The following is a 14,169-nucleotide window of genomic DNA, read 5'->3' on the forward strand; positions in this document are numbered from 1 at the left end:
AGTCGATGATACCAACCCCACCCATTCCTCTGCAGAGTAGTGCACCCCCTTGGAGTTCCTGGGAAAAATGGCTCCAATCCCCACCGGGTCGCTATGTATTAGGCTGGGAGCAACAATGTTTAGACCAGATAGTGGCTGACGTTTTTGGGTTTCATGCAGTCCAAATTGGACTCCCGCAATTAAATGGTTTACGTGAAAACCGCATGCCCATGCATGCCCTACTCACTCACGCCAATGACAATCGTGAATTAATCGCGCGATTTAATTGGCACCCCATTGAAGGCAGTACCTCAGAGATGCCATTTGCTAATGAGAGCATTGATCTAATTGTGATGCCGCATGTTTTGGAATTTGCTGCTGACCCTCACCAGATTTTGCGTGAAGTAGATCGTGTGTTACGTCCTGAAGGTCGAATTGTGATTTCTGGATTCAATCCTGCAAGCTTATGGGGTGCGAAACAATATCTCAGTCGCCTTATTGGCAACCCCTACCTGCCAAGAGACGGTCAATTTATTAGCCTAATCAGAATCAAAGACTGGTTACAACTCCTTAATTACTCGCTAGATCGCGGTCACTTTGGTTGCTACAAACTTCCATTACACAGCGAATCAGCCATGGGGCGCATGGATTTTCTAGAACCCATGGGAAACCGCTGGTGGCCTATATTTGGTGCTGTATTCATAGTCTCCGCCATCAAACGGCATCAGGGCATAAGGCTAATTGGACAAGTTCAGAAGGCTCGCATTCCGAGCTTGACACAATTAAGCCCAGCGGCAGAACGAAATAAACTAATGTCAATCCACGAGTCCAGGACTGAACATATTAATGAGCGCTAAACCACATATCATTATCTATACCGATGGAGCCTGCAAAGGCAATCCAGGGCCCGGAGGCTGGGGTGCTGTACTGAAGTCAGGAGAACACGAGAAGCATTTGCACGGAGGTGAAAAGCTCACCACGAATAATCGAATGGAAATCAGCGCAGTGATTTTTGCCCTGCGCGCCCTGAAGCAAAGAAGTTTGGTTGAGCTTTGGACTGACTCCCAATATGTGCAAAAAGGGGTTACTGAATGGCTAGAGAATTGGAAAAAACGAGGCTGGAAAACGGCAAGCAAGGACCCCGTTAAAAATGCCGATTTATGGCAAGAGTTAGACGCCCTACTTCCGGATCATGAAATTTCCTGGCACTGGGTAAGGGGTCACAATGGCCACCCTGGGAACGAGCTGGCGGACCAGCTAGCAAATAAAGGGGTCGAGGAATACCTGCCTTAGAAGATAACCCACTTTTAGGGGCGTTTTTTGCACTCTTATGAGAGAATGGGCAAGCTTTAAAGTACCCAAAATGGGTGTTTAATCCATATAAAACAAAGAAATACGAGACTGTGTCAAAAATTGAATCTACCCTGGATCGTTTGCTTACCAAATTAGTCGGACTAAAAGGCTCCGCCAAAGCTCGCTTATGTAATCTTTGGGCGAAAGCAAGTCCACATACAAGCAAACTAAAAAAACTGGATTTGCCGACGATTAAGACTTTTGCAATTCAGTACAAATGGCGCATCTTATTGGTGCTGATTGTTTTATACGCTGGCTCCAAAGCATTTGACTATTTTTTCCCTGCTGCAGACAAAGCAGGTGGCCCGGTTACTGTCACAACGATTGTTGTCGAGAAAAAAGATATTCCTCTTATCATCGAAGCCACTGGAACCATCGTATCCAACAGCATCGTAGATATACGTCCGATGGTTACCAATACGGTAGCCAAAGTGAATGTCAAAGACGGTCAAGAAGTGAAGGCTGGGGACTTACTATTTACCCTAGATGACCGTAACGACAAGGCAAATTACGAAAAACTTAAAGCGCTAGCCGACGATGCTCAGAAGCAGTATCTGCGCGCTAAAGAGTTAGTTGCAAAGAACTTTATTTCCAAAGCGGGTCTTGAGACCTCATATGCCAATGCTAAATCAGCAGAGGCGGCGGCCAAGGCAGCCGAAGTCCAGTTGTCTTTTGATTACATCAAATCCCCTATTGATGGACGTGCTGGCATAGTTAATGTTTTTCCTGGCTCTTTGGTTCAGGCAAGCAACGTAGTCACTACAGCAACCAGCTCAACCGCAACATCGAGTGTTGGCGCAATGGTTACCATCACCCAGCTAAATCCAATCAATGTTCAATTTGTTATTCCTGAAAAAGATATTCCAACGATTTTGGAAAATCAGTTAGACGGTGAACCACTGAAAGTAACAGTGACTGTGGGGGATAACAGCAAGAAAACGTATGAAGGCACTGTGCTTGTGGTCGACAATCAAGTTGACCCCTCTATTGCTGCAGTTCGAGTAAAAGCGCAAATCCCCAATGAAGGTATGACATTGCTACCAGGTCAGTTTGCTCGCGTTTCACTTGTAGCTAGCGACCTGAAAGATGCGCTATCTGTACCCTCTCAGGCTGTAGTGATTAATCCTCGTGGCAAATTTGTATTTACTTTAGACAAAGACGGCAAAGCCAGCATGATTCCCATCAAAGTTATCTATGAATACCAAGGATCCTCTGTTATTTCTGGTATTCAGGCTGGTGATAAGGTAGTTGTTGAAGGTAAACAAAACTTGCGACCTGGCGGCAAAACCCGCGAATCAAAGAGTGCGCCTGCACCAACAGCTCAGCCAGCCCCCTCATCTCCAGTAGATAAAAAATGACCTTATCTGAGTTATGTATACGCCGCCCCGTGATGACGGTGTTGCTCTCCATTGCAACCGTCATCGCCGGAACTGTCGCCTACCTCAAAATTCCGGTAGCAGCACTCCCAAGCTTTAACTCACCCATCATTTCAGTTAGCGCCTCTCTTCCTGGAGCATCGCCAGAGAATATGGCGGCATCAGTTGCGCTTCCACTGGAAAAAGAGTTTTCTACTATTGATGGCATCACCGTCATCAGCTCTACAAACTTCCTGGGTAGCACCAGCATTACGCTGGAATTTAATAATGATCGCGATATTGATAAAGCTGCTGTAGATGTTCAGGCTGCGCTGTTGCGCGCTCAGAAGCGCCTGCCAATTGAAATGACGATTCCACCGTCATACCGCAAAGTCAATCCAGCTGACACACCAGTTTTGGTAGTGCGCATGAGCTCTCCCTCAGTCAACTTATCAGACTTAAATGCCTATGCAGAAAATCTGCTTTCTCCAAACATATCTACTATCAGTGGCGTTGCACAAGTTCTAGTCTATGGTGCAAAACGCTACGCGGTACGCGTTCGCATTCATCCGGACGCATTGGCGAATCGCAATCTCACGATGGACGATGTGGCTGTTGCCATCAATAAGGCCAACTCCAATAGTCCAGTAGGCGTTTTAGATGGCCCTCGTCAAGCCATCACTATTTACGCAAATCCCCAGCTAGTTAAACCAGAGGAATTTGCCAACCTTATTGTCAGCCAAAAAAATGGTTTGCCCATCTATCTTAAAGACGTAGCCGATGTTACGGAGAGTTATGAGGATGTCAAAACGCTAGCAACTGCAAATGGCGAGCGCTCTATTGCTATTGCCATTTTGCGCCAACCAAGCGCGAATACTGTTGAGGTTGTTAAGTCTGTCAAGGAATTACTTCCGCAGTTGCAAAAGCAAATGCCTGAGTCCATCAAGCTACAGCTTCTCAATGACCGATCGTTATCGATTATCGAGGCGATTCATGACGTTAACTACACGCTAGCTTTAACGGTCTTGCTGGTGGTTCTAGTTATATTCCTGTTCCTAAAACACATTTCTGCAACGGTAATCCCGTCGATTAGCTTGCCAATCTCTTTGATTGGCGCATTCTTCTTGCTGTATTTCTTGGGCTATAGCCTAGATAACATTTCTCTACTGGGTATTACGTTAGCAGTTGGCTTGGTAGTAGATGACGCGATTGTGGTCCTCGAGAACATCATGCGCTACGTCGAAGAAGGAATGGAGCCCTTAAAGGCCTCCCTCAAGGGCAGCAAAGAGGTTGGGTTCACGATTATTTCTATCTCAATTTCTCTAGTTGCGGTATTTATTCCCCTCTTTTTCATGGCTGGTCCTATCGGCCTTTTATTTAGAGAGTTCGCAGTTGTAGTGTCGCTATCGATTTTGGTATCAGCAATTGTTTCATTAACTGTTGTACCGATGCTTTGCAGCCGATTCCTACCAAAGCCAGGCGAGCATCCCAAGGAATACGAAGTCAATAAGAAATTTGATCGTCTGTTTGATTGGATGCTAAAGACTTATATTCATTATTTAGATCTTGCATTAGCGAACCGCAAAAAAGTTCTGTGGGGCGCAGCATCAACTTTTGTTATTACAGTGGTTCTGTTTATTAATAGTCCCAAAGGCTTCTTCCCCGAAGAAGATATTGGACAAATCCAGGCAACTACTGAAGCTTCAGAAGATATTTCTTTTAAGGCTATGCTTGCATTACAAGATCGTGCAGCAGAGCTGGTTAATACCGATCCAAACGTTGCCAGCTCTATTTCCGTGGTTGGTGGCGGCGCTAGCTCTGGAACGAATACTGGACGCATCTTCATCATTCTGAAGGACAAGGCTGATCGCCAAAAGATGTCTAAGGTGATGGAAGGATTAAGAGCCAAATTTAAAGAGATTCCAGGATTGCAAGTGTATATGCGCCCCGTCCAAAATTTACAGCTGGGCGGAAAGAATAGTAAATCTCGCTATCAATTTATTTTGCAAAGCGTGGGTTTTGAAGGTGTTAATGAATGGGCAGACAAGCTCATGCAAAAAATGCGTGCTGATCCGATGTTCAGGGACGTTACCAGCGACTCCCAGCTCAAAGGCTTGAACGTCAAGATTGATATCAATCGTGAAAAAGCTGCTAGCGCTGGTGTGTCAATTGCAGATATTCGTACTGCCTTGTATACAGCCTATGGCGAGAAGCAGGTCTCAACCATCTATACACCCGTTAATACCTACTACGTAATTCTTGAAGCATCAGAGGATGATCGTCAATTTGAAACGGATCTGAATAAGATCTTTGTACGCGGCCGTGCTACTGATAAGCTAATCCCCCTATCAAGCCTAGCCACTTTTAATCGGACGATTGGACCAACAGCAGTTAACCATCAAGGCCAAATCCCTGCGGTAACACTTTCATTCAACTTGGCACCAGATGTCTTTTTGGGTGATGCCACTAAAAAAATTGAAGAATATACAAAGCAAATTGATCTGCCACCCTCTATTATCACGAGCTATGGCGGTGATGCCGCAGTATTTAAGAGCAATCAATCAGGTCAGTTAATTTTGATCTTTGCCGCTTTAGGTGTGATCTATATCTTGCTTGGCGTGCTGTATGAGAGTTATATCCATCCATTAACCATTTTGGCCGGCTTGCCATCAGCAGCAATCGGTGCAATTGTTTCGCTAAGGCTTTTTGGATTTGAATTAACCATCGTCGCCTCAATTGGTATCTTGCTCTTGATTGGTATCGTCAAAAAGAATGCGATCTTGATGATTGACTTTGCGCTAGATGCACAGCGAAATCAAAATATGACCCCCGAGAAGGCTATTAGAGAGGCCTGTATTTTGCGTTTCAGACCAATCATGATGACGACTTTTGCGGCATTAATGGGCGCCCTACCTATTGCATTAGGGATTGGCGCAGGAGCTGAATTACGACAGCCATTAGGCATTAGCGTTGCTGGCGGTTTGATTTTTTCTCAGTTCGTCACCTTGATCATCACTCCTGTTATTTATCTTTATCTTGATAAATATGCTGGTAATGGTCCAATGGATATCCCCGCCTCCGTGCTTGAAGGAACTTAATGCGCCAAGTTATTTTAGATACTGAAACAACAGGGCTGAGTCACGCAACTGGTGATCGCATCATTGAAATCGGTTGCGTTGAGGTCATTGATCGCAGGCTTACCGATAGAACCTTCCATTACTACATCAATCCAGAGCGCGATATTGATGCCGGGGCTTTTGCTGTTCACGGACTTTCAAGGGAATTCTTATCTGACAAGCCTTTATTTGCCAATATCGTCGAGGAGCTAATCGAGTTTGTGGATGGCGCTGAGATTGTTATTCATAATGCAGCCTTTGACTTGGGCTTCCTCGACAATGAATTCGCTCTCTTGAAACGCCCGCCATTTCGCGGACTTGCCTCAAAGATAACTGACACCTTGCTCGATGCTCGTCAGATGTTCCCAGGCAAAAGAAACTCTTTGGATGCCCTTTGCGATCGCTTCTCTATCAGCAATGAGCATCGCACCCTTCACGGAGCGCTATTAGATGCTCAGCTATTGGCGGAAGTGTATATCGCCATGACAAGAGGTCAAGAAGATCTCTCTATTGATCTGATTGACTACACCGTTAACGATGAAGAAACAGAATCTACATCCAAGACCTTGCCAACTCAACTCAAAATCATCGCAGCAAGTGTAGATGAGATTGAACAGCACGAAAAGATTCTGGGTGAAATTGCTAAATCAAGCAAAAAGGACCCCGTATGGAGTCCCTTAAAAGCAGCGCAAAACTAATAAGCCTTAGACTGCAGCAGCGATAGCCTTACCAAGATCATCTGTTTTAGCTGCACCACCAAGATCAGGCGTCAAAGGAGTATGCGCAGGTCCAGCAGCTAAGACTTTTTCAATTGCGGAAAAAATCGCGTTACCAGCTTCAGGGTAACCCAAGTGATCCAGCATCATCGCCCCACTCCAAATTTGACCAATCGGATTAGCAATCATTTTGCCGAAAATATCCGGCGCTGATCCATGAACTGGCTCAAAGAGTGATGGGAATTTACCTTCAGGATTAATACTTCCCGATGGAGCCACAGCGATAGTACCTGTACATGCAGGTCCCAAGTCTGAAAGGATGTCGCCAAATAGATTGCTTGCAACAACCACATCAAAACGATCTGGATTCATAACGAAATGAGCTGCCAAGATATCAATGTGGTATTTATCCGTTCTGACATCACCAAATTTCTTGGACATGGCTTCCACACGCTCATCCCAATAAGGCATCGTAATTGCAATACCGTTAGACTTTGTGGCCGATGTTAGATGTTTCTTTGGGCGGCTCTGGGCAAGATCAAAAGCAAACTGCAAAATGCGATCTACGCCTTGTCTTGTAAATATCGATTCTTGAATTACGAATTCACGATCAGTGTCCGGGAACATTTTTCCACCAACACTGGAATATTCACCTTCAGTGTTTTCGCGCACAACGAAGAAATCAATGTCACCTGGCTTGCGATTTGCTAATGGGCAAGGAACACCTGGTAATAAGCGTACTGGACGCAAATTGACGTATTGATCAAATCCGCGTCGGAATTGAATTAAGCTACCCCACAATGAAACGTGATCGGGCAAGATATTTGGCATACCAACAGCGCCAAAGAAAATCGCATCGTACTTCATTAAAGTATCAAACCAATCATCTGGCATCATTTTGCCGTGCTTGAGATAGTAATCACAGCTCGCAAAATCAAAATGATCGAACTGCATACCAATGCCAAACTTGCGGTTAGCCGCCTCTAAAGCGCGAACGCCCTCTGGCATCACTTCTTTACCAATGCCGTCACCTGGAATAACGGCAATCTTAGGATTTTTGAATATTTTTTTTGTATTCATAGGTATGTAGTCTCAAATAGTGGTTTTTGTAGATTGAAGGCTTTATTTTAACTTTTTAAAACTAGCTAATTGCGCGGCGGATCTCGTCAGGGGGTGCTTTTGCGCCCTTACCAAGGCTCTCTGAATCATATTCTGTGGTGTTTTCAATGGTTTCAGGAATATCTTCTTGCATGCGGATATTGTCCTTTGGGCAAATTGGGGCGCCATAACTGGCCCACTTTTTTAGTAGAGTCACTTCATAACCACATTGCCCACACTTAGCCTTACTTCTACTCGCATTGCTAGGTCTAGGCGGTGGAAACACAATTGCATGATGGGGATAGGGTCCGAGTTCCTGACTAATCATCATTAACTTTACAGTGAGCTCTTCTGTAGCATGCGCCATCCGAGCTGGCCCTTCCAAGCCAACAGTTTGAGCTATTCCCTTGAAATCCTCTCCATGACCACTAAAGCAATCATCTACTGCATGGCATAACTCATGCACCAAAGTGTCTAGCAACTGAATCGGGTCATCGAGCTTTGGTGAGATAAATATCTCATTCACACCGCCACCAGATCGCTCACGAGGCCAACACTGACCCAAGGTTGTCCTTGGACTGCTTGACGCTGGGAACCCACATGAGACTCTTACGGGAGGAATGGCATAGCCCGCTTTTGAAAATATGGGTTCTAGGTGCTTAACGGCATCTTCTAGCCAAGCTTCGCGTACAGAATGTTGCTTCATTTATATAGAGAATAAATTGGTAAATATTAGAGAGAAAACAGCCGGAAATTGCGATCATACGCTACCAAAAGTAGAATACCTGAATGAAAGATCTTGAAAGCCTGAGCGCATCCCAGGCCGCTAAAAAACTAGCTAAACGGGAGATTAGAGCAACTGACTTGCTACTGGCCTGCTTAGATCGCATTGGGCAGCGTGAAAGCGTTCTAAAGGCATGGGTCAGCCTAGGAAAGGAAAACGCCCTAGCCAAAGCCAAAACCCTGGATAAAGGCGCTATTAAGGGACTATTGCATGGCCTTCCAATTGGCGTAAAAGACCTCTTTGATACCCATGATTTACCCACCAGTTATGGATCATCCATCTATGCCAATAATTACCCCAGCACCGATGCCGTTTCCGTAGCGCTGATGCGCCAATCCGGTGGCATCATTCTCGGAAAAACGGTTACTACCGAGTTTGCCTCCTTCAAAAGCGGTCCAACATCAAATCCTCACCATTCTCACCATACGCCTGGCGGTTCTTCAAGCGGATCTGCAGCTGCAGTGGCGGATTTTATGATTCCACTTGCCACCGGCAGTCAAACTGCGGGCTCTATTATTCGACCAGCTTCATTTTGCGGGGTTGTTGGATATAAGCCTAGCTTTGGAAAAATCAGCACAGCTGGCGTTAAGAGTCTTGCCCCATCATTAGACACACTAGGTTGTTTTGGTCGCACTGTAGAAGATGTAGCACTAGGTGTCGCTGCAATGAGCGGCGATCATGAACTGGCAAAGGTGGCTGATCTTCACAATAAAGCTCGTATCGCAATTTGCAAAACTCCTGAGTGGCTATATACAAGCCCAGAAACACGTGGCGCACTTGCCCTTGCTCGCTTTAGTGCTGAGTCATTTGCCAAAGGAAATGTAAATGATATTGAGCTACCTAACGAACTTAAACAACTGACTCAAACACAAATACGCATCATGCTAAGTGAGATGTCGCGCAGCCTTGCTTTTGAGCGCATGCAGTTCCCTAAAAAACTCAGCACGATGATTACATCGCAAATTGATCAGGGCGCCTCCATTGAATTTAGCCAATATAAGCGCGACTTAGATCAAACTCAGATGGCCAGAAAAGCCATGCAGAATCTGTTTAATGAAGACATTGATTTAATCATTGCGCCCAGCGCCATTGGAGAAGCGCCATTAATTAAAGAGGGCACTGGCGACCCTCTGTTCTGCCGAACCTGGACATTATTGGGCCTGCCCTGCATTAATCTCAATATCTCAACTGGACCCAATGGACTTCCAATTGGAGTACAACTCATTGCCGCTTACGGCCAAGATCAATTTCTATTGAGTGCTGCAAAAACGTTTGCGCTTGCATTACCTGATCCCGTTTTGCGAGATCAGGCATAACAGGTTCTTTAATCTAAAGTAATGTTTGCAGATTTAATTACCTTATTCCAGTAAGGTAATTCTTTTTTGACAAGCGCTTCGGTAGCGGTAGGACTTTGATAGCGCAACTCAACACCTGCCGCATCCGCACGCTCCTTTACCTCTGGCAAAGCAAGACTCTTTTTAACTGAGTCTGTCAACTTAGCAACAACAGGTGCTGGAGTGCCTGCGGGTGCGAATAGCCCAACCCACGATTCCAGCTGAAAAGATGGGAGACCCGCTTCAGCAGTGGTAGGAACATTGGGCATACCAGGATGACGATTTTTACCAGTCACAGCTAAGCCTTTTAACTTACCGCTTTGAATATGTTGCATTAATGAGGGCGGGGTTGAGATAAAGACCTGCACTTGCCCAGCCAATACATCCTGAATAGCAGGACCAGACCCCTTGTATGGAACGTGGATCATATCCACACCTGTAATCTGCTTAAACATTTCTGTACCGATGTGCGATACCGAGCCATTTCCCTGAGAAGCATAATTTAATTTACCTGGGTTGGCTTTTGCATAGGCAATAAATTCTTTGAGATTGTTCACCGGAACAGATGGATGGACCGCAATCACATTCGTCGATACAGTCAGCAATGCGATTGGGGAGTAATCCTTAATTGGATCCCATGGCAATTTATCCATTAATGCAGGATTACCAACGTGATAACCAGAATAAGAAATCAATAATGTGTATCCATCGGGTTTTGCTTTAGCTACATATTGATAGGCCGTGTTACCGCTAGCCCCAGGCTTGTTGTCAACCACGACTGGCTGACCAATTACTCGAGTTAGCGGCTCACTCAATAAACGCGCTGAAGTGTCAACAAGTCCGCCAGGAGGATTTGGAACAACTAGAACAATTGGTCGATCAGGATAAGACTGGGCAAAAGCAATATTCATGATTGCCATCAGACCTAAGATTAAGGACTTTGCAGTTACAGAAAATGTTCTCATTTAATCTCCACAGAAATTCATTTAATTGCTTATTGAGTTACTTAGCGTTGTCCTACTTTCACATCACCAAAAATAGCTTGCGCCTCACGAGGCAAGCAACGCCAGTAACGTTCATTCGCTTTTACTGTAGCACCGAGAGCAGCAGCAGCCTCCCAACCCCAACGTGGCTTATATAAAAATGCGCGAGCTAGAGCGATTAAATCGGCATCACCAGCTTGCAAAATAGCTTCGGCTTGTTGTGGCTCAGTAATTAGACCGACTGTCATGGTTGGCAAACCAGAATGGTCTTTGACAATCTTAGCAAACGGCACTTGGTAATTTGGGCCTATTACAATTTTTTGTTTGGGTGAAATACCGCCGGAGGAAATATGCACAAAATCGCATCCCAATGGTTTGAGACGTTTAGCAAACTCAGCGGTTTCTTCAGGAGTCCAACCTCCTTCGATCCAATCACTTGCCGAAATACGGATACCTAGTACGCCGTCATACGCCTTACGCACCGCACTAAATAACTCCAATGGAAAGCGAATACGGTTTTCAAAAGAACCGCCATAAGCATCGGTACGTTGATTGGCAATCGGCGATAAAAATTGATGTAACAAATATCCATGTGCACCATGCAATTCAATTCCATCTATACCAATTCGTTCAGCGCGTTGGGCTGCCTTAACAAAAGCATCAATCAGTGCGCTAAGTTCCTCAGTTGATAGTTCGTGCGGCACGCGCTCGCCATCTAATTGGGGAATAGCTGATGGCGCCAAAGTTTCCCAACCACCTTGATCAACCGCCAGAAGTTGTCCGCCATCCCATGGAGTTGCGCTGGATGCTTTGCGTCCGGCATGAGCCAATTGAATAAATACTGGTGTAGCCGGTGCAAGGTTTCTGGCCCGGTTTAACTTATCCTTTAATGCGGCCTCAGTTCTGTCATCCCATAAGCCCAAACATGCGGGTGTAATGCGCCCCTCTGGAGTTACTCCAGTAGCCTCAATAATGAACAGCCCTGCTCCGCTATTGAGCAAACTTCCCCAATGCATCAGGTGCCAGTCAGTGGCTTCGCCATTTAATGCTGAGTATTGGCACATCGGCGCCACCACAATGCGATTAGCAAGGGTAAGTGGGCCACGTGGTGAACCAAGGGTGTAATTGGAGAAAAGAAGGCTCATGGCTAGGAAATAGTCTAAATATGGGGTGAAAATACGAAATTTATCGTTAAGCGTTAAAATAACAAAAGAAGAATAAACGAGACAGAGAAGTCCTGCAGACCCTTGGTCTGAATGGCTTTTTACCCAAAAAACCTAATTAAATACTAAAAATGACTATGAATGCACCGCAAGCCTTTGAATCAAAAGAAGATATTGGCCACTACGTAGGCGGCTCCGTTGTTAATCCAAAAGACGGTCGTTTTTCGGATGTCTATAACCCTGCAAAAGGGGCCGTTGCTCGCAGAGTTGCATTGGCCAGCCGTAAGGAAGTCGATGCCGCAGTGGCGGTTGCCCAAAAGGCATTTGAAAGCTGGAGCCAAACGAGCCCACTCAGACGAGCGCGCATTCTTTTCAAGTACCTCGAATTACTGAATGCCAACCGTGATGAATTAGCTGCCATCATTACCGCCGAGCATGGCAAGGTGTTTACCGATGCTCAAGGAGAAGTCACTCGCGGCATTGAAATTCTCGAGTTCGCAACAGGCATCCCTGAACTCCTTAAAGGTGACTACACTGAGCAAGTATCTACTGATATCGATAACTGGGTAATGCGCCAACCTTTAGGTGTTGTTGCTGGTATCACCCCATTTAATTTCCCTGTCATGGTTCCAATGTGGATGTTCCCAATGGCCATTGCTTGCGGTAATACCTTCATCCTCAAGCCCAGCCCAACAGATCCATCCGCATCTCTATTTATGGCTAAGCTACTAAAAGAAGCAGGCTTACCTGATGGCGTATTCAACGTAGTTCAGGGTGATAAAGAGGCAGTGGATGCTTTGATCGAGAATCCAGATGTGAAAGCAATCAGCTTTGTTGGATCCACTCCAATTGCCAACTATATCTATGAGCGCTGCGCTCACTTTGGCAAACGCTCCCAGGCACTTGGTGGTGCCAAGAACCACATGGTCATCATGCCAGATGCGGATATTGATAAAGTAATTGATGCATTGGTTGGCGCAGCTTACGGCTCTGCAGGCGAGCGCTGCATGGCGATTTCAGTAGCTGTGCTCGTTGGAGATGTAGCCGAGAAGATCATGCCGAAATTAATTGAGCGCACTAAAACGCTCAAGGTTAAAAATGGCATGGAGCTTGATGCAGAGATGGGCCCGATTGTTACTAAGGCCGCCTTAGAGCGTATTACCGGCTATATTGAAAGTGGCGTTGCCTCAGGTGCGAAACTATTAGTGGATGGTCGCGGCTTTAAAGTTCCTGGAAATGAAAATGGCTTCTTCTTGGGTGGAACCTTGTTTGACAATGTCACTCCAGACATGAAGATCTATCTCGAAGAAATCTTTGGGCCAGTACTCTCCTGCTTACGCGTAGCTAACTTTACAGAGGCATTGAATCTAGTTAATTCTTGCGAGTTTGGTAACGGCGTTGCCTGCTTTACTAGCGATGGCAATATCGCTCGTGAATTTGCTCGTCGCGTCCAAGTTGGCATGGTTGGCATTAATGTTCCAATTCCTGTTCCAATGGCTTGGCATGGCTTTGGAGGCTGGAAGAAGTCTCTCTTTGGCGACATGCACGCATATGGCAAAGAAGGTGTTCGCTTCTACACCAAGCAGAAGAGCGTGATGCAACGTTGGCCTGAAAGCATTGCCAAAGGTGCTGAGTTTGTGATGCCTACCTCCAAATAAGGGGCAAGGTTTTCAGCATTTAAACCATCTGGCAATAACAAAAATGGCGATCCTTTGATCGCCATTTTCACTAGGTGTTAAAGAATTTACTGCAAAGTATTTTTAAACGCGGGAATAATTGGCACCGCCAATACTTCAATCCCCTCTTCTCGCAAAGATTCCGCTTCATCCAATGTAGTTTGCCCACGAATGCTACGCTCCGGTGCTTCTTTATAGTGAATTTTTCTAGCCTCTTCAGCAAACGCAGTACCAACATCCTCTGACTTACCCATGAGTTCGCGCATTCCCTTTAGGAAAGCTGCCTGAACCTGAGCCTCTAGTTGAGAATGATCGTTACCAGTTAGCGCAACCACTTCACCAGATCCCGTATTTGCATTTATATCTTCAGCTGGGCTTATGACTGAGTTGGAAGATTTTGCAATATGCGGGGCAGATGGCATGCGGGTAATTTCCGTGCTGTCACATACAGGACAGGCGAGCATGCCCTTCTCTTGCTGAGCGAGACAATCCTCTTCAGAGGCAAACCATCCTTCAAAACGATGATCTAAGGGACAGGCGAGGTTGTAGACTTTCATAGAGGCTAAATGGGGGCAAAAATGCCAAATTCAATACCATTATTTTAATAGGAAT

The 14,169-nt window shown here is 45.6% G+C and carries 12 protein-coding genes; 7 read left to right on the forward strand and 5 right to left on the reverse strand.

Going from position 1 to position 14,169, the window contains the following annotated elements; all coding sequences use genetic code 11:
• The first annotated feature begins 5 nt into the window (after positions 1-5).
• From ICV39_RS08195 to dnaQ, 5 genes are all read left to right on the forward strand, one after another.
• Positions 6-836 (forward strand): class I SAM-dependent methyltransferase, encoded by an 831-nt coding sequence (locus ICV39_RS08195; RefSeq protein ID WP_215389611.1) that lies wholly within the window; start codon positions 6-8, stop codon positions 834-836.
• Complete coding sequence (gene rnhA / locus ICV39_RS08200) at positions 826-1,272, forward strand: ribonuclease HI (protein ID WP_215389612.1); 447 nt, start codon at positions 826-828, stop codon at positions 1,270-1,272. Before ICV39_RS08195 ends, rnhA begins: the two co-directional genes overlap by 11 nt.
• Before the next feature lie 110 nt (positions 1,273-1,382).
• Positions 1,383-2,690 carry an efflux RND transporter periplasmic adaptor subunit gene (locus tag ICV39_RS08205; RefSeq protein WP_215389613.1) on the forward strand — a complete coding sequence of 436 codons (1,308 nt, stop codon included), beginning with the start codon at positions 1,383-1,385 and terminating at the stop codon, positions 2,688-2,690.
• Positions 2,687-5,785: an efflux RND transporter permease subunit gene (locus tag ICV39_RS08210; RefSeq protein WP_215389614.1), complete on the forward strand. Its 3,099-nt coding sequence runs from the start codon at positions 2,687-2,689 to the stop codon at positions 5,783-5,785. Before ICV39_RS08205 ends, ICV39_RS08210 begins: the two co-directional genes overlap by 4 nt.
• Positions 5,785-6,501 (forward strand): DNA polymerase III subunit epsilon, encoded by a 717-nt coding sequence (gene dnaQ, locus ICV39_RS08215; protein WP_215389615.1) that lies wholly within the window; start codon positions 5,785-5,787, stop codon positions 6,499-6,501. Before ICV39_RS08210 ends, dnaQ begins: the two co-directional genes overlap by 1 nt.
• Before the next feature lie 6 nt (positions 6,502-6,507).
• Here dnaQ and ICV39_RS08220 read toward each other — a convergent pair whose 3' ends face one another.
• The gene (locus ICV39_RS08220; protein WP_305848926.1) at positions 6,508-7,599 is read right to left on the reverse strand and encodes a tartrate dehydrogenase; all 1,092 of its coding nucleotides are present in this window, start codon (positions 7,597-7,599) and stop codon (positions 6,508-6,510) included.
• 61 nt (positions 7,600-7,660) lie between these two features.
• The gene (locus ICV39_RS08225; RefSeq protein ID WP_215389616.1) at positions 7,661-8,323 is read right to left on the reverse strand and encodes a SprT family zinc-dependent metalloprotease; all 663 of its coding nucleotides are present in this window, start codon (positions 8,321-8,323) and stop codon (positions 7,661-7,663) included.
• Positions 8,324-8,406: 83 nt separating this feature from the next.
• Between ICV39_RS08225 and ICV39_RS08230 the strand changes: the two genes are divergently transcribed.
• Positions 8,407-9,717 (forward strand): amidase, encoded by a 1,311-nt coding sequence (locus ICV39_RS08230; RefSeq protein ID WP_215389617.1) that lies wholly within the window; start codon positions 8,407-8,409, stop codon positions 9,715-9,717.
• A gap of 8 nt (positions 9,718-9,725) precedes the next feature.
• Here ICV39_RS08230 and ICV39_RS08235 read toward each other — a convergent pair whose 3' ends face one another.
• Together ICV39_RS08235 and ICV39_RS08240 are read right to left on the reverse strand one after the other, a co-directional pair.
• Complete coding sequence (locus tag ICV39_RS08235) at positions 9,726-10,655, reverse strand: tripartite tricarboxylate transporter substrate binding protein (RefSeq protein WP_251372773.1); 930 nt, start codon at positions 10,653-10,655, stop codon at positions 9,726-9,728.
• An 86-nt stretch (positions 10,656-10,741) separates the two neighbouring features.
• Positions 10,742-11,863, reverse strand: coding sequence for an NADH:flavin oxidoreductase/NADH oxidase (locus ICV39_RS08240; RefSeq protein ID WP_215389619.1), 1,122 nt, complete (start codon positions 11,861-11,863; stop codon positions 10,742-10,744).
• 155 nt (positions 11,864-12,018) lie between these two features.
• Between ICV39_RS08240 and ICV39_RS08245 the strand changes: the two genes are divergently transcribed.
• Entirely contained in the window at positions 12,019-13,539 is a 1,521-nt protein-coding gene (locus tag ICV39_RS08245) for a CoA-acylating methylmalonate-semialdehyde dehydrogenase (RefSeq protein WP_215389620.1), read from the forward strand.
• An 86-nt stretch (positions 13,540-13,625) separates the two neighbouring features.
• Here the strand turns inward: ICV39_RS08245 and ICV39_RS08250 are convergent, their stop codons facing one another.
• Positions 13,626-14,114 (reverse strand): DUF1178 family protein, encoded by a 489-nt coding sequence (locus ICV39_RS08250; RefSeq protein WP_215389621.1) that lies wholly within the window; start codon positions 14,112-14,114, stop codon positions 13,626-13,628.
• Between the last annotated feature and the right edge of the window lie 55 nt (positions 14,115-14,169).

The organism is Polynucleobacter sp. MWH-UH25E, from assembly GCF_018687095.1.
Classification (GTDB): domain Bacteria; phylum Pseudomonadota; class Gammaproteobacteria; order Burkholderiales; family Burkholderiaceae; genus Polynucleobacter.